Annotated in this window: 15 protein-coding genes; 12 read left to right on the top strand and 3 right to left on the bottom strand. The window is 42.5% G+C overall.

Annotated features, from left to right (window positions below):
- The first annotated feature begins 433 nt into the window (after window positions 1-433).
- Window positions 434-1,288: a methyl-accepting chemotaxis protein gene (locus tag DP73_RS07350; RefSeq protein WP_034598529.1), complete on the top strand. Its 855-nt coding sequence runs from the start codon at window positions 434-436 to the stop codon at window positions 1,286-1,288.
- A 152-nt stretch (window positions 1,289-1,440) separates the two neighbouring features.
- Here DP73_RS07350 and DP73_RS07355 read toward each other — a convergent pair whose 3' ends face one another.
- Both DP73_RS07355 and DP73_RS07360 read right to left on the bottom strand, forming a co-directional pair.
- The gene (locus DP73_RS07355; RefSeq protein WP_034598532.1) at window positions 1,441-2,454 is read right to left on the bottom strand and encodes an FAD:protein FMN transferase; all 1,014 of its coding nucleotides are present in this window, start codon (window positions 2,452-2,454) and stop codon (window positions 1,441-1,443) included.
- Window positions 2,454-2,846 carry a NusG domain II-containing protein gene (locus DP73_RS07360; RefSeq protein WP_242865716.1) on the bottom strand — a complete coding sequence of 131 codons (393 nt, stop codon included), beginning with the start codon at window positions 2,844-2,846 and terminating at the stop codon, window positions 2,454-2,456. The genes DP73_RS07355 and DP73_RS07360 overlap by 1 nt, the downstream gene beginning before the upstream one ends.
- A 274-nt stretch (window positions 2,847-3,120) precedes the next feature.
- Here DP73_RS07360 and DP73_RS22000 point away from each other — a divergent pair, with 274 nt between their 5' ends.
- The 10 genes from DP73_RS22000 to DP73_RS07410 all read left to right on the top strand — a co-directional run bounded on the left by DP73_RS22000 (window position 3,121) and on the right by DP73_RS07410 (window position 15,704).
- The gene (locus DP73_RS22000; RefSeq protein ID WP_052090463.1) at window positions 3,121-4,257 is read left to right on the top strand and encodes a sensor histidine kinase; all 1,137 of its coding nucleotides are present in this window, start codon (window positions 3,121-3,123) and stop codon (window positions 4,255-4,257) included.
- Window positions 4,247-4,897, top strand: coding sequence for a response regulator transcription factor (locus DP73_RS07370; RefSeq protein WP_205623364.1), 651 nt, complete (start codon window positions 4,247-4,249; stop codon window positions 4,895-4,897). The genes DP73_RS22000 and DP73_RS07370 overlap by 11 nt, the downstream gene beginning before the upstream one ends.
- A 139-nt stretch (window positions 4,898-5,036) precedes the next feature.
- Window positions 5,037-7,976: a molybdopterin-dependent oxidoreductase gene (locus tag DP73_RS07375; protein ID WP_052090465.1), complete on the top strand. Its 2,940-nt coding sequence runs from the start codon at window positions 5,037-5,039 to the stop codon at window positions 7,974-7,976.
- A gap of 15 nt (window positions 7,977-7,991) precedes the next feature.
- Window positions 7,992-8,612: a 4Fe-4S dicluster domain-containing protein gene (locus DP73_RS07380; RefSeq protein ID WP_034598533.1), complete on the top strand. Its 621-nt coding sequence runs from the start codon at window positions 7,992-7,994 to the stop codon at window positions 8,610-8,612.
- A gap of 12 nt (window positions 8,613-8,624) precedes the next feature.
- A complete protein-coding gene (gene nrfD / locus DP73_RS07385) occupies window positions 8,625-9,797 on the top strand; it encodes an NrfD/PsrC family molybdoenzyme membrane anchor subunit (protein WP_034598534.1) in 1,173 nt (390 codons plus the stop codon).
- Between the two features lie 128 nt (window positions 9,798-9,925).
- The gene (locus tag DP73_RS07390; protein ID WP_034598535.1) at window positions 9,926-10,603 is read left to right on the top strand and encodes a molecular chaperone TorD family protein; all 678 of its coding nucleotides are present in this window, start codon (window positions 9,926-9,928) and stop codon (window positions 10,601-10,603) included.
- A gap of 60 nt (window positions 10,604-10,663) precedes the next feature.
- Entirely contained in the window at window positions 10,664-11,815 is a 1,152-nt protein-coding gene (locus DP73_RS07395) for a 4Fe-4S dicluster domain-containing protein (RefSeq protein WP_034598537.1), read from the top strand.
- Between the two features lie 2 nt (window positions 11,816-11,817).
- Window positions 11,818-13,179 carry a 4Fe-4S binding protein gene (locus DP73_RS07400; protein WP_034598538.1) on the top strand — a complete coding sequence of 454 codons (1,362 nt, stop codon included), beginning with the start codon at window positions 11,818-11,820 and terminating at the stop codon, window positions 13,177-13,179.
- An 82-nt stretch (window positions 13,180-13,261) separates the two neighbouring features.
- A complete protein-coding gene (locus DP73_RS07405; protein ID WP_034598540.1) occupies window positions 13,262-14,743 on the top strand; it encodes an alkaline phosphatase family protein in 1,482 nt (493 codons plus the stop codon).
- Window positions 14,744-15,074: 331 nt separating this feature from the next.
- Window positions 15,075-15,704, top strand: a complete 630-nt coding sequence (locus DP73_RS07410) for a DUF1287 domain-containing protein (protein WP_242865723.1) — start codon at window positions 15,075-15,077, stop codon at window positions 15,702-15,704.
- A 160-nt stretch (window positions 15,705-15,864) separates the two neighbouring features.
- On the opposite strand, the gene DP73_RS07415 is transcribed toward DP73_RS07410, so the two are convergent.
- Window positions 15,865-17,706: an NFACT RNA binding domain-containing protein gene (locus DP73_RS07415; protein ID WP_034598543.1), complete on the bottom strand. Its 1,842-nt coding sequence runs from the start codon at window positions 17,704-17,706 to the stop codon at window positions 15,865-15,867.
- Window positions 17,707-17,896: 190 nt separating this feature from the next.
- On the opposite strand from DP73_RS07415, the gene DP73_RS07420 reads away from it, so the two are divergent.
- Window positions 17,897-20,635, top strand: coding sequence for a calcium-transporting P-type ATPase, PMR1-type (locus DP73_RS07420; RefSeq protein ID WP_034598545.1), 2,739 nt, complete (start codon window positions 17,897-17,899; stop codon window positions 20,633-20,635).
- Window positions 20,636-20,764 lie beyond the last annotated feature (129 nt).

Genomic DNA, 20,764 nt, shown 5'->3' on the forward strand with positions numbered 1-20,764 from the left:
TTCTTATAATACCCAATTATTTATATTTCACTTAAGACATTAAAGAAACAAGGGTACTCTTAGTCTGTTTGTTTTCTGAAAAATCCTTTAACCTGTACTAAAGGTAAACTAGATATTGCCATAGTATTGAGATTCTGTATAGCGGAGCCCTCGTATCATTTAGGATCAATACGTAAAAATCACCACAAAAAGGTTTATTGCTATCATTTTTAACTGACAGCTTTAGAAGTTAATATGCGCTAGAATATAATAGAGCATTCAACTGAAGAACCAACTTCATAAGTGGGAGTGGTAAGATGGACTCTGTATGGTAATGATAGTCTCCAATAAGAGGATTATCACCGAATCCTTCGATGTTCAAGTTGAGCGACTTCAATGAGAGAAACACCTTTTCAATTGGTTAAAAAATCGTATATCTAGTTGGAGGCAACGTATGAGAGAAAAAAAGCTTTACAACCTAACTAATGATGAGCTATTTGAAATTATTGGAGACATATCATCGTTATTTCACCGGGTGCTATCAATAGAAAATACTATTATACTTACTGATACGGAGAAAATCCTAGGCTATTTTTTGGGCTCAGAGGTTGTCAATAAACAGCCTAATTTGATAGGGAAACCTATTCCCACAAGCGGAAATATACCAATTACTCTAAAGACGGGGGACATAAAAACAAGCATAATCCCAAAAGAACTCTATGGAGTTGCTTTTAAATCTACAACTATCCCTATTCTAGATCGTGAGGATGATATCATTGGAACAATTAGTCTCGCTCTAAGCTTAAAAAGTCAAACTACTTTACAAAATACAATTGAAACGATTTCATCTTCTGCTGAACAGCTTTCAGATACAACAGAGGAGCTGGCATCATCAGCCTCGTTCCTGTCCGATAATGTATCAGACGTATTGGATCAAACGTTAGATATACTAAAATTAATTGAAGAAGCCAATCAAATTCTAGATTTCGTTAATAGTGTTGCCAAAAATTCGAGACTCTTAGGGTTAAATGCAGCTATTCAGGCGGCAAGAGCGGGTGAATCAGGGAAAGGATTTGCTGTTGTAGCTGAAGAAATTCGCAAAATGGCTGAAAATAGTGCCAAATCAGTGGTTGAAACTAAGGCTCTCATCTCAACTATAAACACAAAAGTAAATTATCTTATGAAAAAGGTAGAAGCACTAAATGATGTTTCCCATACTCAGGCTGCAGCTACCCAAGAAATAACGGCAACAATACAGAATTTTGCCGTTGACACTCAAACACTGAAAACTATATCTGAAGTTATTTGATGAAGGGTAACTTTCACTAACTGCCGATGACTGTAAAAAAATAGATCGGGACACAGGAAATGCTATTTTATAGAGAATTTAAATATGAAAAAAGGAGCAGGCTGGAGGTGACGATTTCCAACCCGTTCCTTTTGACTTGTGCGAGGGCTTGTCTATTTATTTAGCAAATCCTTTAACCCATCTGACATAAACTGTAATCCATCTGAATCAATGAGAAGGGCCTGAGTATTGGGTAAATCATTTATTAAGGTTAATCCTTCAGTTCCAAGAATTAGAAGCGTGGTGGATAACGCATCGGCCATCGTAGGACTATCAGTCAAAATAGTACAGCTGGCAAATCCATTGGTGGGACGACCTGTTCGAGGATTTAATACATGTCCGTATTTTTTACCCTCCTGAGTAAAATAACGTTCATAATTTCCGGATGTGTCGACAACTTGATTGCTAGGTTCCAAATAGCCGATTATACAGTCGGGCTGTTGAGGATCCTTTATACCTACCCGCCAAGGAGTGCCGTCAGGTTTAGTGTTGATGGTGCCAATGTTTCCGCCTGCTATGACCATAGCAGAAGAAATTCCAGCCTGGTTTAGACTATTAATCGCTTGCTCCACAGCGTATCCTTTGGCTATACCTCCCAGGTCAATGCTCATACCAGTTGTGGGCAAGAAGGCAGTCTTAAGGTCAGGATTTAAAATGACCTTTTTGTAGTCAACTAAAATTAAGACCTTGCGTATTTCCTCAGAAGTGGGGAGGGTTTCTAGTGATTTAGCTTTTTGCCATAGCTGAACCAAAGGACCTATGGTAGGGTCGAAGATCCCTTTCGTTAGCTTTGCTGCTTCCAAAGAACGCTGAATAAGAAAGAATGTATCATCTGATAAGGGCACTGGTTTTTCGCCCGCAGCTTGATTCAGGGCGGTCAGCTCACTGTCCAGAGAATAGATATTACACGCCTGGTCTAAAGTAGTCATTTTCCCCATAGCTTTCAGCCCAGCCTCTTGTGCACCGGGTCCATGGGCTTCGATAAAAACTTCCGTATCAAAAAGAAATTGAGCCCCTCGGTATATGTCCTTTGATGGATTTGGGCTGCAGGCCACTAAGAAAAATGACAAGAGGATCAATAGGCAGGAACTTAGGATTAGCTTAGCCAGATTTCTATAAGCATTCATTATAGAACACGAATGACCAGTTTGTTAGGTAAGCAGGTTATGGATTCGCCTGATTTGGTGATAGCCCCCATCATGGAACATATCTTTTTCTCGCAGACCTTATTGTCCTGGTGGACAAAAATTCGGTTTCCCTCTAAACTTACATGGGCTGTTCCATTTTGAACTGGAATAAATAAATCTTTTTTGAGATCTGCTGCAAAAGTCCCTGCTTGAACCAGTTTACCGTCAACAGTGATTTGCCATTGGGGATTGGTTTTAGTTTGAAGGGAATTGGCAAAGGTAACTTTTTGCCCAAGCAGAAGAGCGCTTGCTGTTAGAGCACTTGCGGAAAAACCTCCTAAAAGGAACTTGCGTCGATCTATTTTTTGGTTATAAAGTTTTTCATTCATCATGGTCTCACATCCAGTCTATATCATTATAATTTTTTGAGGATAAAAGGAAACTACTTCTGTCTGCATTATAGCACTCTGGTTTTACTTGTTGTATCGAGGGATAACGGTACATCAATATCCGTAAAAACCACCACAGATAGGTTTATTCATTACAATTATTGCGGACAGTATTTGTAGCGAATATACGGTACAATGTTATAAGAACTTCTCTTAAGTATCCTGTATGTATCATGTCACAGGGCGATTTGATGAATCTCATGAGGTGTTAGAATTGATGGCGAATCAATTATTATTACAACTATTAATAAAGATTACTGATGCAGTTGAAAAGAGGACATCTGAAGAAATTCCAGAGAAGGTATTTGAGTATTTCTCAAGTACATTGGGCGCAGATGCTTGTGCACTCTATCTCCGGAAGCTTGAACATATCGTATTAGTCGGACAAATGAATGCAGATGCAGATTTCACCTTTGCTGATGTTTGGGGGGGAGAGGTCCTTCCTTCTAAGTTGGTTGGTTATGAGGATCAAGAGTCAATTAATCAAATTTTTCCGGAAGCGCTCTGGCAGAGTTGCTTTTTACTGCCCATCAGAGTTGGAGATAAGGTCGTCGGGGTTTTGGTGGCAGGATGGCAACAGTTTGTCCCGTTAGATAGTTGGATTGAAAAGAATCTGGGCATATTGCAGTGCATTGGCCAATTGTTGGGAAATAGTATGTATGCGGAGACGGAAATACAGCGTCTGAGATTGAGGGAGGACACTCTGGAACGGATTTGCAAACAGGCAATTGATGAACTGGAAAATAATAAGAAACAGCTGTCCCGGGAATTGCATGACGAGGTGGGACAAGCTATGACTTCGATTTTGCTTCAACTAAAGCTATTACAGCAGGAACAGGACCTTGAGCTGATTCATGATCGATTGGGTGGGCTTCGCTATATCACTCAACAAACCATCGAGGATGTGCGGCGGATATCCATGAATCTGCGCCCGGCTGTATTAGAGAATTTAGGATTGGTACCAGCGTTAGATTGGTATATTGAAGACTATCGTCGCTATTCTGGAATTACAACGGATTTTTCCAGTCCCCGAATCAAAGAAAGGCTCCCGGGTGAAATAGAAATCATAATCTATCGGGCGGTCCAAGAAAGCCTAACCAATGTGGCTCGTCATGCCAAGGCAAGTCATGTTTTTGTCACGCTGAATTATAACGAAGGTTGTCTGGAACTGCAGGTTGCTGATAATGGCAAAGGAATGAATCTACGAGATGTAAATAGCGGACTAGGCTTGCTAGGTATGGAGGAACGTGTAAAGCTTGCTAGAGGAGAGTTCACAATAAAAAGCAAGCCGGAGCAAGGAACTAAGATCTTGATTACACTACCTTTGACTAAGGAGAGTAGAAATGATGGATAAAATTCGCGTTTTTCTGGCGGATGATCATACACTTCTGCGTAATGCTTTATGTATGCTGCTGCAGGGAGAAAGGGATATAGAAGTCGTCGGGGAAGCAGGCAATGGCGCAGGCGCTGTTCGAGGGGTTTTAGAGGAGAAGCCCGATGTAGTGCTAATGGATATTACTTTGCCTGATTTCGACGGTGTAGAGGCTACCCATAAAATATTGGAAGTGCTGCCTGGAACTAAGGTTATCGCAGTTACCATGCACATGGAAGATGTATATCTATTAAAGTTCCTGAATGCCGGCGGCATGGGGTATGTGCACAAATCGGCGGCAGATCGGGATTTGCTAAAGGCCATTCAAACTGTTATGAATGGAGAGGTTTTCTTAAGTTCCGTAGGTGTCCAGGTGATGGCACGCCAATATTGCAGTACAGAAAGTGTTTCGGAGATAAAGCCTGATATCTTGTCGGAAAGAGAGCGGCAGGTGCTTCAATTACTTGCTCGCGGCTTTACCTCCAAGGAAATTGGTGAAAAACTGTATTTATCTCCTCGTACTATAGAGACTTACCGGGAGCGAATTACTGTCAAATTGAAATTGGAACATCGTTCTGATTTGGTGGATTATGCTATCCGTTATAAATTGCTGGGACAGTAGTGCTTTTTACTGACACTGCTGTCGTTTTTTTAGCGGGTTATTCTCAACGTAATCTAGGCTTATTCCCGACAGATTAAAGGGGATGCCTCATATAGAATAAAATTAAGTTGTGCGTTTAAGCGCAAAGGAGCTGTTTTGGTTGGACAATTTAAGTGGTATTAGTAAGGCTGAGGTAGAGTTTTTAACGGTTGTAGTTGCAATTCCCCATCTCTGGCTACGGCAGGTGGTAGCAAGAATTTTTGCTTCTGCTAAGGTGGATTGTGTCTGTGTAGATAGTATCGCGGAATTATATCAGATCATCGATAGAAAAAAGGCTAGGCTGGCTATCGTTGATGTTTTTTCGTACTCACAATACTATCGGGACATTTTTGCGCGGATTAAGGAAAAGAACTCAGGACTGTCCATCGTAGCCCTGGTGTCCACCAGCAACACCGGTTATCAGTACGAGTTAACTACCGCAGGAGCCAGTGCTGTCGTGGTCAAGGAAAACGCAGATGAACAATTGTTTCCTGCTCTGGTTCAGGTATTGCGGGACAGAAAACTCAATGAGGCCGTCGCTCGCTTAATGGAGAACCAAAAACAGTTTATGGCTCTAATGAAAGTGAGGGAAAATGGAATGGAAAAGGAAGAGCAGAACGTTGCACTTAATTCTAAGTTGTCCCGCCGTACCTTTCTAAAGGCGTCGGCAGCCACTGCTGTAGCCACAGGTGCAGTAGCGGCAAATCCTTGGGGTTCTGGGATGAAAGCATTAGCGACAGGAGAAGAAAGTACTGCGGCCTCAAGTGAAGAGACGTTGGTGATTTCGCCATGTCGTTCTAACTGTTTCCAAAGTTGTCTTTTAAACGCCCATGTCCGAGATGGTAAATTAACCAAAACAACCCCTGCACCTTACCCAGATAGCATCTATACCGGGAGCTGCTTGAAGGGCTTATCTCATGTGCAAAGGACCTATAGTCCTACTCGAATCAAGTACCCTATGCGTCGAGTCGGTGAACGGGGTGAAGATAAATGGGAAAGAATTTCTTGGGATGAAGCTATTAGTGAAATCGCTGAAAAGTTTATGGCTGTCCAAGCAAAATATGGTCCCAAAGCCCTGGCCTTTGATGTGGGATCCGGAAATTATGGTGTTGTCCATGGGTGCCTGGGTATCTTTAACAGGCTAACTAATTCTATCGGCTGTACCAAATTAAATGTATGTTATGACCAAGCAACAGGGTATGGTGCTGACCGTGTTATAGGCGGTAGTGTTTGGCTATGGGGTAATGAACCGCGCACCATGATGGATTCAAAAACAATTATTGTTTGGGGGTCTAATCCGGTATACTCTCAGCCACAAAATTGGCGCATTCTGAAAGAAGCTCAGAAGAATGGTGCGAAAATTATTACCATTGATCCAATCTACTCAGCCACTGCCAATAAATCCGATGAATACATTCCCATCGTTCCGGGTTCGGATTTAATGTTGGTACTTGCTATGCTAAATCATATTATTGATAAAAATTTGATCAATATCCCGTTTATGAAAAAGAGAAGTACAGCGCCTTTCCTTGTTCGTAAAGATAATGGAAAAATATTGCGCAAGAGTGATTTTGTTGCCAATCTTCCCCCTGCTGAAGATGATTATTATGTATGGGATAGTGTTGCCAATGCCGCTGCCTTGTTAAAAGAAGGTCCCCAAGATGTAGCCATTGAGGGCGCATACACGATTCAAGGGGTAGAGGTGGAGACCACTTTTAGCCTGCTTAAGAAACAAGTACAGGAATACACCGTTGAGAAAGCCAGTAAATACACTAAGATTCCTGTAGAGAAAATTGAGAAATTAGTACAAGCTTATGTTTCCGGACCGACCCAGATTTATACAAATTATGGAATTGATCACTATCAAAACGGTCATTTATGGTCATTTGCTGCCTTCATGATGGCTTCTGTCACAGGGAATATTGGGGTAAAGGGTGCAGGTTTCACGGGATTATTTGTTCAAAGTACCCCCCTTAATTACATTGGTATGTATGTTACTAACGGCAAAATGGCTAGTTCAACACTTCCCCACACTGAGTTTTATAAAGCAGTAAGAGATCAAGCACTGGAAGGAAAACCCTATCCTATCAAAGCTATGTACACTACTTCTTCTAATTCGATGAGCAATTTCGCCCAACAGAAAACTTGGCTTACAGATGTTTTGCCGAACCTTGAGTTTACAGTTGTCGTGGATACTGAGCTTACGGATACAGCTCGCTATGCAGATATCGTATTACCTGCTTCCTTCTGGTTTGAAGTCAATGACCTGCGTGTGAACTATAACAACCCCTACGTAACTATGCAGGAAAAAGCCATTGAGCCCTTGTATGAAAGCAAGCCGGATGCCGATATTATCGCCATGATTGGTCGGAAAATGGGTTTGGAGAAATTTTTCCCCGAAAACATGGACGATACAGCGTGGATTAAAGTTCTATTAAATTCTGACGCCTTACGCAAAATGAATATTACTTACGAGAGACTTAAAAAAGAAAAAGCAATTCGAGCAACAGGAAGTGCCGAAAAACCATTTATCCGCGGCGAAGAGTTTTTTAATACGCCCAGCGGCAGAGCGCAGCTCTATTGTGAAAATCCCTTGCCTCGTGTTAACTATGGACAGAATTTAAAGGGTATTACGGAAAAGGAACGACTACCGTACTTTAAAGCACCTGGTGAAGCATGGAGCGAAAATCCACTGTTTGCCAAATATCCGCTGGTATTTATTCAGGAACACGCCAGGTTCCGCACCCATACTCAGTGGTACAATGTGCCTATGTTAAGAGAAATCGACCCTGAGCCTCTAGCCAAAATCAGCCGTGTAGATGCTGAAGCCCGGGGGATTAAGACCGGAGATATCGTAGAAGTATTTAATGATCGTGGCAAGGCGGTACTAAAAGCTGAAGTTAATGATGCCATTTGTGCAGGTGTTCTCAGTATTCCAAAAGGCTGGCAGCGAGAACAATTCATCGAAGGTTGTTTCCAAGAGTTAACTAACGCTGCTTCAGATCCCATGGCTGTCAATTTCGCATTCTTTGATTGTTTAGTGGACGTTAAAAAAAGATAAGGAGGTATTGAAATCATGCGTTATGCAATGGCGATAGATCTAGACCGTTGTACAGGTTGCCATGCCTGCTCGGTAGCTTGCAAAGTCGAAAACAACCTGCCGGACGGTATTTTTTGGAACCGAATTCTAACCGCTGGTGGTAAAAGTATGGATACACCATCAGGAACATTTCCTAATTTGAGTATGCAGTTCTTGCCCGTAAATTGTCAGCATTGCGAGAATCCTGCCTGTGTGAAGGCTTGCCCCGTAAAGGCAACCTATAAGCGAGAAGAAGATGGTATTGTGATACAGGACTATGATAAATGCATTGGCTGCCGTTATTGTATGGTGGCTTGTCCATACGCTAGTGTTCGTCAGTTTAACTGGAAAAAACCTGAACATGCCATAGATGTAGCTATGGGCGACGCTGCAATCACACCTCATCAGTATAATACAGTAGAAAAATGCACGTTTTGTACCCATCGATTGGCACAAGGCTTGAAACCAGCCTGTATTGATACCTGTCCGAATCGGGCCCGAATTTTTGGGGACATCGATGACCCGAACAGTGAAGTAAGCCGAGCTATCCAAGGACGCAGTTATTTCCATTTACTCGAAGAAAAAGGCACTAAGCCCTCTATCTTCTACTTAACGTAAAGGGGTGGGAACATGGCAGTTGTAACAAACACTAAGAAAACTAGTGCAATTAATTTGTGGACAATGATTTTTACTGTCTTTGCTGTCCTTGGAGCAGTTTGCTGGGGCTTACAACTCACAAAGGGCTTGCAGATGACCAACTTAGGTACTGATAATATGTGGGGACTCTATATTGTTGGCTTTATGATTTTTACGGGGATTGCTGCGGGGAGTCTGCTTTTTGCAGCGGTGCCTTACCTGTTTAAACTCGAAGAGTTTAAGCCCTATACTCGGATCGCCTCCTATCTGGGGGCTGTAGCCAGTGTTGTAGCTGCGTCCCTGTTCATCATCGTTGACATTGGAAATCCTGAACGGGTTTGGTTATTTATCACCAGCGGGAATTGGAGTTCACCGATGTTTTGGGATTTCATCATGCTGGCTTCGTATATGGTAATTTCTATAATGTTTACTCGCAAGCTCATTTTACTAAATGAAGGCAAAATCGAAGAAAAAGACGTAAAAGGATTAGCTTTGGTTGCTTTTGCTGCAGGTATTCTCGTAACGGTAACGTCATTCGTATTCAGTTTCCAAGTGGCTAGACCCTTGTGGAATACTCCGGCACAGCCCTTGTCCTTCTTAATTGCTGCATTAGCAGCCGCTTTAGCGGTAATGATGATTCTAAGCCATATCCTGAATAAGAGCGGTTATATTAAGATGCCCATTGGTCTTCTCGCTAAGATGGGTAAACTGATGGCCGCGCTGCTTTGCATCGAGTTCATTATAGTAATTACAGAAATATTGATTGGTCTTTACCCAGGTAGTGGAGAAGACTATGCAGCCTTCCTATGGCTGGTCACAGGAAAAGGGGCCGTTAGTTTCTGGTTAGAGATGGTAGCTCTTGTCACTGCGATTGTTCTTTTAGCTAAACAAGGAACCTCACCGAAGGCAGGTCTTCTTTTAGGCGGTGCGATAATCGCTCTTATAGCAATCTATCTCATTAAATCCAACCTGCTTCAGGCCCAATTATTCAATCCATTGATTACCTTGCCGGGAACACCTGTTTATGGCGGGACAACAGGACCCTATGTCCCTTCTCTGCTTGAAATCGGGTTGTCTTTAGGAATCGTATCCTTAGGGGCACTCCTATTGAATTTGGGATTTGGTAAACTTAACCTTGGGACGAATGCCAATACACGAAAGCTGTAGTTTACTGCAGCCTTTGGTACAAATGTATATGTAGAACTGGGGCTTTACAGCTCACCTTAAACTGAGTTGTAAAGTCTTCTTTTCAATGAAGAAGGACAAACATTAGGAGTTAACGAAAAGGAGAAACAATGAATACTATCGAAGAACAAAAAGTCAAAGAGGCCTGTGCAACCTCAGATTTCTTTCAACTATTATCTATTTCCTTACGTCTCCCTACCACAGAATTGGCAGAAGCACTCCTCGATGGTAGTTACAGACAGGACGGGATTAATATTTTAGAGGAGCTTTCCTGCAGCAAAAAAGATTTATTGTTAGTTAGTGAATCCTTGGATACCTTGAAAGGAAGCAAAGAGGGTTTAACTCCGCTCTTGATTGAGATGCGTCGAGAATATACCCGGCTTTTTGATGACCCCAAGCAGCCTGCTTTAAATATTTATGAGACACTTTTTCTTCACAACCCCGAAGATGGCCAGGGAGCCATGCTGTTTATGAGCCCGACGGCCCTTGATGTGGAGCGCTGTTATCGAGAGGCGGGGGTTAGTTTAGTTCGACAATCTGCTGAACCGGCGGATCATATGGCAACAGAACTGGAATTCATGATGTATTTATATGGTAAGAAGGGTCAGGCCTTAAAAGAGGAGAACCATGAGGCATTGGAAAAAATAGAGCAGCAGATCCAGCAATTCGAAAGGATGCATCTTAAAAAGTGGTGCGTAGAATTTTTCAACGGTCTGCATACCAAATCGACGAGCAATTCTTATCAAGCTCTGGCAAAATTGGCGAAGACAGGTTTAGGCCTCATCTAATGCTTCTCATCGGATAAGATAAAGGCTTATTCTCGGAGTAAAGGAAAAAGGAGTGGAAGCATGCTTTTTACGAAAGGTTCACATGTACAAGTTGAGACAGATAGGTGTTTGAACCAACAACACAATGGTGTGGAATGCAGCCATTGTGTTTCCCATTGTCCAGGAAAAGCCTTGGTTCTGTATAATCATCAGATTTTCTTAGATAAGGAAAAGTGTTTGGGTTGCGGCCTGTGTTTTTCAGATTGTCCCACTCAGGTTTTTGGGTCACAGCAATGGGATGAAACAACCATTATCACTGAGGTAAAAGATCAAGGAGCAAGAGCAACACAATTTTTTTGTGGGTACCATGAAACACCTTTCCTTAGCAAAGAAGAAAAAGAGAAAGGGGCAGTGCAGATTCCGACATGCCTTAGCAGTATTTCGAAAGGGACTTGGTATGAGCTGGGTCTGCAGACAGCTGTAGAACTACGTTTAGATGAATGTCATGAATGTCCGATGAAAAATTGTGTCGATAGAATGAAATTATCGGTAGAAACCGCAATGGAATGGTTAAGCGCTTCAGGTCATACCCCTGATTTTATTTATGTCGCTACCGCAGGGAAAGCCCAAAAGAAGAAAAAGCTGCAAGCGGTTTCCTCGGGCTTAAAAATAACTTCCCGACGGGATCTGTTTTTGTCCTTAGTTGGACGTAGACAAAAGGCTGAACCAGAGATCAAGACTAAAAACTCACTTACCCCTGAAGAAAGGAAGGTAAAGAAGAGAGGTAATTATCTGCCAGATTGGCAAAAGCGTCTGGAAGATAGTTATTTAAATCACTTTCGTGAAGGTGGTAGTCCTGCCTTTTGGCCTACTATTCAAATGAGTACAGGCTGTGTAAATTGTGGCATGTGCAGCAGGTATTGCCCTACTCAGGCTTTACGAATTACAGTGGAAGATAAGCAATGCACTCATTTGTTTACCAGTGGTCATTGTTTAGATTGTTGGATGTGTATGTTATCCTGTCCCACCCAAAGCATTACCCGGGATCGGCATCCTATCACTAATCCCTTTGAAGTCAAGAATATTTACAAAGCCCCCGTGGCGGAATGCAACCGCTGCGGAGCCTATAACCTAGTAAATGAACAGAACTTATGCTATTGGTGTGAAAAACAGCCAACGGAGGTCGATTTACTGTCTGATGTGAGGAAACGATTATTTGAAAAGAAAGAATGAAAATGGGAAACAATACTTTTTTGCTAAAAAAGGGTAAAGCTTTTATTATAATTGTCGCCTGCAGCTTGCTTCTCTTAACGTCTATTTACCAGCAAATAGCTAACAAACAGAGTATCTTAAGTGTATTACAGCAAGGAGAGCCAGCTGCCGTTAAGTTTAATGAAGTTAACGGGGTTTATAAAACCTATGAATTAATGGATGCCAAGGGCAGCTTTTTAAGTTACGGAGTCATATCAAGTGCTTCTGGTTACGGCGGACCGATTACGATGTTGACCACGGTTAGTAGAGAAGGGCGTATCGTCAATGCAGTAATACTGGAGAACACGGAAACTCCTCTCTATCTAAAGAAAGTACGGGGATTTGGTTATCCAGAAAACTTAAAGGGGAAAAAAATTACTCAGCCATTAAATAACTATGAGGATATCGATGCTGTAAGCGGAGCAACCCGGACGACAACAGGGATTAAGCTTGCTGTGGAGAAAGGGATATACCAAGTGGGTCAAAACCAATTGGGATTAACCGTTCCCTCTCAAAAGCATTTTCATTTTCAATGGCAGGATGGACTTGTCGTTCTGTTGTTTGTAGTTGCTATGGCAGCATCAGTCAGAAATATGAGGAGATTAAGAATCTGGTTATTGGTATCTTCTGTAGTGATTTTGGGATTCGTGACAAATTCTTCTTTGACCATCGGTAATTTTATAAGCATCTTAGCTTTAAAAATGCCGACCTTTTTCGAACGACCGGTTTGGTACCTTATGGTCCTAGGGGTATTAGTAGTCACGCTAATCTTGGGAAAGAATTTTTACTGTACCTGGCTTTGCCCTTTCGGAGCTGTTCAGGAGGGAATTTACAAGGCTTTGAATCTGATCAATTATGTTCCAAATCCTAGGCTCATTTTTACAGCCCATAAAAGTCGCTGGCTTTTCCTTTGGTTAGCTGCCATGTTGGCACTGTTATTCAATAATCCTGGCATTGCCAGTTATGAACCCTTCTCGGTATTTTTCGCTGGTGATGGGAATACTTCACAGTGGATAGTTATGGGGATAATCTTGCTGTCGTCAATTTTCATTCTACGATTTTGGTGTCGTTGTTTCTGTCCAGTCGGAGCATGTTTGAATACTCTGGCTTCCTGTAAACAAAGGGGTAAGAAGTTATTCCGTAATAAGTTTATTTTAAATGAGTCTAGCGAGATTTCTTCTTCGCTAATCTCAATTTCTGGGTGCTGCCAGGATTGTACTGGCAGTAAAAAAGAAAAACCAAAGGTATTCCCTTTGAGCTCTTCTGATAAGTTGGTCGCATGTGTTATCGTTGTAATATGTTTTTTGATTGTTGGAGCATTATTCCAGAGTATATGGATGTCTTAGAGACAATTAACTAAAATCGTGACAAAAGAGCGAAAAGTTTGATATACTTATTTTTATATTAAATTAGCGAAGGGAGTCAATCATGAAAAAGGTAATCTTATTTGTGGTAGACTCCCTTCATCCTGCTGTTTTAGGCAGGATACTTTCAGAAGGGAATGCCCCTGGGTTTCGTTTTTTAGTTAAACACGGAACCTACATTGATCGGGTAGTCTCATCTTTTCCAACCATGACTCCCGTTGCTACGAGCTCAATGATCACAGGAAAATGGCCGGATCGCCATGGAGTTCCAGGCTTTATCTGGTACAATCATCAAATTAAAAAAGTAGTAGATTATGGAGCGACCTGGCAAAGTATTTTGAAAGTAGGTCTGGAGAAGGTTCTACGCAACTTGCTACAAAGACTTAATGAAGAGCATCTTAGTCTACTAACGCCGACATTATATGAGGTATTAGAGGCAGGGGGCTATAGTACAGGTAATATCAACTTTTTCATGCATCGAGCTGCAAATAATTATCAAGCAAAAGTTCCCTTTCCCCTTGCTTTAGGAACAGGTTTCCGTCTCTATAATGAAACTGTCTCTGGCCCAAAAAGCTTAACTCTAGGTCAACTTGTTCATCCCCCATTCACTGGACGACGTACAGCCTATCCAAGAGGGCCTTTGCACCGTTTTGGGTTTAATGATACTTTTTCTGGGAGAATTGCTGCACAACTTGTTCGAGAAGGACAACAGCCAGATTTTATGGTTGTTTATTTTCCTGATAATGATAAATATTCCCACCAACATGGGCCTTTGCGCTCAGGCTTTTCCATTGAACATGCTGATCAACAAGTATCTTTAATCCTAGATGAGTTTGGGAGTTGGGAAAAAGCACTGGAAGAAAATGTAATAATTATTACGGGAGATCACGCCCAGTCAACGGTTGGATTAGGTAAAGAGTATCTTATTAATTTAGATCATTCTTTGAAGTCCTTTAAGAGGATTAAGTTTACTGAAGAAGCCAATGATCAAGAGCATCATGATATCGCCATTTGCCCAAATGAACGGATGGCCTTTATTTACCTTCTCCAAAGAGAAGAGGAGATCTTGCCTGAAGTCGTGGGTATATTGGCCAAAGATCCTCGCAATGCCCAAATCACTTGGAAAGTCTCAGATAATAGATATAGTGTTATTCAAGGAGGGACAGAAAAACAACTGTTCTTTTCTCGCGGAGGTTCCTACCAAGATGTATACGGTCAAAGCTGGTTCTATGAAGGAGATTTGACCGTAGTTGATGCCAAAGAGACAGGCACTCAATTTATAGAGTTTGGCAAGTTTCCGGATGCCTTTAATCGTTTAATAACGGCACTCGAAGCACGTGATGGAAGACGAATTGCTGTTTCTGCCGCCTCAGGATATGAATATTTCTCAGCTGGAGCTCCTATCCATCCGGGAGGAGGAAGCCATGGCTCTCTGGAAGAAGAAGATTCAACAGTTCCCATGATTGTAGCAGGTATACCGGTTGAGGGGGAACATTTGAGAATTATTGATCTATATCCAATGATTTTGCGTCATTTTGGACTATAGGAAACTTCATAAAGTAGCTATAAATATAGGGGTGGCGGCTTTTTTAAGGAGTTGCCATCCTTTAATGTATCTAAAAACGAGTTAGATCAACTTTCTAGAGACCTTTGTCTGTCTATAGATTCATAAATAGAAATGTTATTTTTAATGAAAAATTACGAATAAACCTTTAATTAAATTTATCAAAGGTCTTAAAAAGTCTTGATAATTTTGGTAAGGTAGTAATATACTCTTGATACAAAATTTAGAAGGACTTGATATTAGCATAGGAGGTGAGATTTTGCGTAAATGGTTGGTCTGGGGCTCATCAATTTTATTAATAGCATGTGCAGTTATCGGAACTTTTGTTATGGGAAGCCCTCAGGCTAAAAGCTTTATACCCTTTTTGCCATCTCTAAAGGTTCCCGCCATCGTTTGTCCAACGGATAAAGATGGAGATGGTTTAGATGATCTGAAAGACATTGTAGAGGGCGCAAAAGCCGAGGTGGAGAGAAAACCCCAATATCGCAGCTCATATTATCAACAGGGGTATCCTCCTGAAAATGAAGGAGTCTGCACTGATGTCGTGTGGCGAGCATTTCGAGATGCAGGCTACGACTTAAAGGGATTAGTTGACCAAGATATTCATGCTAACCTCGGTAAATATTACCGCATTGAAGGTAAGCCTGATCCTAATATAGATTTTCGAAGAGTGCCGAATCTAATCGTCTTTTTTCGGAGAAATGCTCTGGACTTAACTCAAGAGATTAAACCTGGGGATATAGAAAATTTAACTCAATGGCAGCCAGGGGACATTGTGACGTATGATGTGCCTCATGAGCACATTGCTATTGTCTCGGACAAACGCAGACCTGATGGCGTGCCGTATATTCTCCACAATTCCGGCCCCATACCAAAGGAGTCCGATCAATTAGAGAGCTGGCCATCCAAAATGACAGGGCACTTTCGATTTCCGAAGTTCTAGGAACCAACGACAAGGATAAAGAAGCTTAATAACTAGGGAGCAGAGATCGTCCTCCGATTTTCTGCTCCCTGGTTATTAAGCTTTTACAACATTAATTAATCACATATGGTTCTTTGTCTGTAATAGAGATTAAGTCCTGAGATTAAGATTGGGGTTTGGTTCAGTCCGTAACCTCTTCGCTGGCTAACAACTGCTCTAGTATCTCCTGTTTAGGCGTGAGGTATAAGGTCCAGTTCTGATCGTAGACGACCATTCCGGGCTTTGCTGAGTTAGGTTTTTTTAGTTGTTTAACATGGGTGTAATCGACAGCAACTTGAGAAGAACCCCGTGCCTGGCTATAGTAAATTGCCAGGGCAGCTGCTTCTTCGAGGGTTTTGTCATCAGGGAATTCTTCGCCGTCTTCCAGAGGAACGAGGACGTGGGAACCCGGAATTACTTTAGTATGGAGCCAAAGATCTGTCGGCTTTCCTTTGCGCAAAGAAAGCCAATCATTTTGAGCATTATTTTTTCCGACTAGAATAATTTTCCCTTGGCTGGAACGATAAACTCGGGGCTGGGGGATTTCTTTAGGAGTTTTGGACTTAGATTTGGATTTGGCAGATTGCTTGGAACGCCCATTCTTAAAGCTGAGGTTCTCTTTTATATGTTTTCCGGCTACATATCCTTGTCCTGCAAGTTCGAGATGAATTTCATTAAGTTCCGTTATAGTCGCAGCTTGATTTAAGGTATATTGTAAGGACTCCAGGTAATTGATTTCTTCCAGGGAGGTTTCTTTGAGCTCCTTTGTTTTGAGCAGAGTTGCTTTGGCTTTATTATAAAGTTTGTAATAGCGTTGAGCATTGTCGATGGCACTTATATGAGGGTTAAGAGGAATGGTGACGGTAGAGCCTGAAGGATCATAGTAATCCTCTACGTTAGCTTCTGAGGATCCAGGTGGAATTCGATAGAGGTTTGCTGTAAGAAGTTCGCCCCATCTTTGATAGGCTAAACCTTTTTGAGCACTTTCTTCCGCTTCGCTATATATTTTTAGTTTTTTGCTCATATGAGTGTATTGTTCTTGGACAATCTTCTTTAGAGAGCCACGCTTGGATTCAATGGTGTTGTTATTGGATTTTGACTGATAAAAAATTTGAACGGCATCATTTAAAGATGGAACATATTCAACCTTTAAATCTTGGTACTGTTGAAAGGGAAGAAAGCTGAAGGCAAAGAGTTGTGGGCGAGGAGTCAGTTTGTAATATAGGCAAGGCTGAATATTGGAGATACCCTCCGGATTGGAGAGCCTGCGGTAAGCTTGAAAAAGTCGAGAAAGGTCAATATCTCCGCATTGATGGAGGCGAATTTCAGTACTTAATCCGGCTTGGATGACGATTTCTCGTGCTAATTCCGGGCTGATCCCGGCAAAACGGGCTAGGAGAATACTTGTCATGGGATCCTCTAATTCTTCATTATAAAGAGTAGCTCGCCAAAGCTCTTCATCCTCCAGTGGGGGTTGTTTTCCCTGAGAGGGAGGTGTCAAATAAGCCCGTCCGGGCAACACCTCGCGATATTGGCTAAGGGCATGAGAATAACGTTTCAGTCCATCAAGAATGGTATTGGTCTGAGGATCAACGAGAATGAGATTACTATGCTTGCCCATGATTTCTAAGTGAAGATGCAAAGAGACTAAATCTCCTCGATCATTATAATTTTGAAATTCAAAGGTGATAACCCGCTCTAGCTCGTTTTGATGCAAGCTTATGAGTTTGCCCCCCTCTAGGTGTTTACGTAAAATCATACAAAACATGGGGGGGGAAGAAGGGTTTTTCTTGTTTTCTTGGGTAAAGTGAAAGCGCGGAGAGGTGGCACTTGTATTAAGCAGGAGCCGTCTGGATCCTTGCTGTCGTAATTGGATATGTATTTCATCTTTTTCGGGTTGAAATATTTTATCAATACGTGCTCCGACAAGTGAAGGAGCAAGCTCTTTAACTAAATAGGCGAGGGTCACGCCGTCTAACGCCATATGAATACATCCTTTCAGCTCAAATCACTTTTTAGTATAACACACTTGTTGGGACGAGGCATTTTTCTACACCTTTAGGAATAAGCATGTACTATAAAAGGGACAAAGCCTCTCAATTGTTACTTAACCTATAATTTGAGGTAGGAGTTCCTTCTAATCGGTGTTTATAAAGCAAAAGGAGGAAAAGGGCATGCGGCAACAGGCATGGCATGTATTGCCTTGGCTGGACGTGGCTAAGGCGTTGGATGTGCATCCAGCTAAAGGGTTAAATTTGAAAGAGGTTCGGCGGCGGTTACAAGAGGTGGGGAAAAACGTTCTGGCTGTAAAAAAAGGGACTCATCCTGTGTTTTTATTCCTTGGACAGTTTAAAGACTTTATGGTGTTGGTCTTACTTGCGGCCACAGTAGTCTCCGGACTTTTAGGCGAGATCGCGGATGCAATCACGATCTTAGCAATTCTCATAATTAATGCCATTTTAGGGTTCGTACAAGAGTTCCGCGCCGAACGTTCAATGGAATCTCTCCGTTCACTTACTGCTCCCGAGGCCCGGGTCCTACGGGAAGGCATGGAACAAAGGATTCCGGCAACGGATGTTGTACCGGGAGATATTGTGCTTGTTGATACAGGGGATCGCATTCCTGCAGATGTGCGCTGGATTCAAGCTGTTAATATGCAAGTTGAGGAGTCTGCCCTGACTGGGGAATCCCATCCTGTGACTAAAAGTATTTCCCCCCTTCATGATGAGTTCACCCCCATGGCTGACCGTCAAAATATGGGCTATATGGGGACGGCCCTTGTTAATGGCCGTGGAGCGGGGGTTGTTGTAGCCACTGGAATGGATACTGAAATGGGTGTTATCGCTGGAATGATCCAAAGTGTGGAAGACGAAGAAACCCCTTTACAAAAACGTTTGGCGGAACTTGGTAAATGGTTGGTATTAATCAGTTTTTTAGTCTGTGTAGCAGTAGTGGTAACGGGGATTTTAAGAGGAGAGGATTTCTATAAGATGTTCTTCACAGGAGTCTCTCTAGCAGTAGCAGCTATACCGGAAGGGTTACCGGCTATTGTCACTGTGGCCTTAGCTGTAGGGGTACAGCGCATGGTTAAACGACAGGCAATTATTCGCAAACTTCCTGCTGTTGAAACCTTGGGGTGTGCAACAGTAATTTGTTCAGATAAAACAGGGACTTTAACTCAGAACGAAATGACAGTGCGCCAGATCTACTCAGATGGACGACGAATCTCTGTTTCTGGGGAAGGGTATGACCCTAAAGGGGAGTTCCAGGGGGCTGATCCGGAAAAAGAACGGGATCCTCTTAATGCTGCTTTAAAAATTGCAGCACTATGCAATAATGCTACCCTCACCAAGAAAGGGGTGCAAGTTGCCGGACTCTTTCGTTCTAAGGGTAAGGATGCTCCCTGGGGGATTGAGGGTGATCCCACAGAAGGTGCCATTTTGGTGGCCGCTGCTAAAGCGGGAATTTGGCGTGAAGTTCTGGAGCGAAAACAAAAGAGAATTGGCGAGCTGCCCTTTGATTCGGATCGAAAACGTATGAGTGTAGTCTATGAAACTAAACAAGGACGCAAGGCTTATGTCAAAGGAGCACCGGATATGGTATTGCGACTTTGTCAGCAAGAACTAACTCGTCAGGGGATCGTAGAACTTTCCAATGAACGGAAGAGAAGTATTATGAGAGCCAATGATGAGATGGCCAGGCATGCCCTTCGGGTTCTTGCCGTTGCTGAAAAACCCTTGGCAGACGCTGAACCACTTGACGAAGGTGTAGAACAAGGGTTGACGTTTGTTGGATTATTGGGAATGATTGATCCGCCCCGTGCCAGTGCTGTTAAAGCCATCAGAGTCTGTCGACAAGCCGGGATAAAGCCAGTCATGATTACGGGGGATCATCGTTTAACCGCTGAAGCAGTTGCTCATGAGTTAGGAATCTTGCGGGGTGAAAATGGAGGGGTAGTATCCGGGACAGAACTTGAGAGAACATCTGATCAGGAATTAAGTGAACGTATAATGGACATCTCAGTGTTTGCTCGTGTGACCCCGAAGGACAAACTTAGAATTGTCCGTGCTTATAAAAAACGAGGCCAAGTTGTCGCCATGACGGGAGATGGGGTCAATGATGCTCCGGCAGTCAAGGAAGCTGATATTGGTGTAGCTATGGGTAAGACGGGGACAGATGTCACCAAGGAAGCTTCTTCCATGGTCTTAGGAGATGATAACTTTGCAACTATTGTGGCCGCTGTGGAAGAGGGGCGTGGTATTTATGATAACATCCGAAAATTTATTCGCTATTTACTTTCTTGTAACTTAGGAGAAGTCCTAACCATGTTCTTGGCTACTCTAGTAGGGTTACCCCTTCCATTACTTCCGATTCAGATTCTGTGGGTTAATCTAGTCACTGATGGTCTGCCTGCTATGGCTTTAGGAGTGGACGGCTCTGAACCAGGCATTATGAATCGACCGCCGAGAAAACCCGGCGAAAGTATTTTTGCCCGCGGGTTGGCTTCGAAGATTGCAGTAAGAGGGACATTCATTGGTTTAGGAACGCTCTTTGTTTTCGTAGTTGCTCTTTTTATGGGCGTTAATATGTTAGGCGCCCGCACAATGGCCTTTACTACTTTAGTGTTTTCTCAATTGTTCCATGTCTTTGATTGTCGATCTGAAGAACGAGGGATCTTTGAAGTGGGTATCTTTACTAATCTCTATCTTGTAGGAGCAGTCTGTATTTCCACGATCATGCAGCTTAGCGTAATATATGTGGCTCCTTTACAGGTGATCTTTAAAACCACACCTTTAGTCAGTTGGCAATGGATTCTTATTCTGTGTGTAGCCGGTGGACCGTCTGTTTTGATCGGTTTTGCCAGGTTGTTAAAGAATAGTTGGCAGGGAAAAACGGTCATCGCTAAAGGGTAATCAAACAAATGAAATACTCAACCAAGGGCTTTTCCTCTACCAAAGGCGTTTAGCATACTTCTTTGTGCTAAAATGAGATCACTTTGATGCGGATGAGAGGATAGTGATATTTTGGGTCAACCGGTTTAC

The organism is Desulfosporosinus sp. HMP52, from assembly GCF_000765145.1.
GTDB lineage: Bacteria > Bacillota > Desulfitobacteriia > Desulfitobacteriales > Desulfitobacteriaceae > Desulfosporosinus.

What these genes read in the sequence shown, in the direction of transcription:
- DP73_RS07350 (WP_034598529.1), top strand. Translation starts at nt 434, where the DNA reads ATGAGAGAAAAAAAGCTTTACAACCTAACTAATGATGAGCTATTTGAA.
- DP73_RS07355 (WP_034598532.1), bottom strand. Translation starts at nt 2,454, where the DNA reads ATGAATGCTTATAGAAATCTGGCTAAGCTAATCCTAAGTTCCTGCCTA.
- DP73_RS07360 (WP_242865716.1), bottom strand. Translation starts at nt 2,846, where the DNA reads ATGATGAATGAAAAACTTTATAACCAAAAAATAGATCGACGCAAGTTC.
- DP73_RS22000 (WP_052090463.1), top strand. Translation starts at nt 3,121, where the DNA reads ATGGCGAATCAATTATTATTACAACTATTAATAAAGATTACTGATGCA.
- DP73_RS07370 (WP_205623364.1), top strand. Translation starts at nt 4,247, where the DNA reads ATGATGGATAAAATTCGCGTTTTTCTGGCGGATGATCATACACTTCTG.
- DP73_RS07380 (WP_034598533.1), top strand. Translation starts at nt 7,992, where the DNA reads ATGCGTTATGCAATGGCGATAGATCTAGACCGTTGTACAGGTTGCCAT.
- nrfD (WP_034598534.1), top strand. Translation starts at nt 8,625, where the DNA reads ATGGCAGTTGTAACAAACACTAAGAAAACTAGTGCAATTAATTTGTGG.
- DP73_RS07390 (WP_034598535.1), top strand. Translation starts at nt 9,926, where the DNA reads ATGAATACTATCGAAGAACAAAAAGTCAAAGAGGCCTGTGCAACCTCA.
- DP73_RS07395 (WP_034598537.1), top strand. Translation starts at nt 10,664, where the DNA reads ATGCTTTTTACGAAAGGTTCACATGTACAAGTTGAGACAGATAGGTGT.
- DP73_RS07400 (WP_034598538.1), top strand. Translation starts at nt 11,818, where the DNA reads ATGGGAAACAATACTTTTTTGCTAAAAAAGGGTAAAGCTTTTATTATA.
- DP73_RS07405 (WP_034598540.1), top strand. Translation starts at nt 13,262, where the DNA reads ATGAAAAAGGTAATCTTATTTGTGGTAGACTCCCTTCATCCTGCTGTT.
- DP73_RS07415 (WP_034598543.1), bottom strand. Translation starts at nt 17,706, where the DNA reads ATGGCGTTAGACGGCGTGACCCTCGCCTATTTAGTTAAAGAGCTTGCT.
- DP73_RS07420 (WP_034598545.1), top strand. Translation starts at nt 17,897, where the DNA reads ATGCGGCAACAGGCATGGCATGTATTGCCTTGGCTGGACGTGGCTAAG.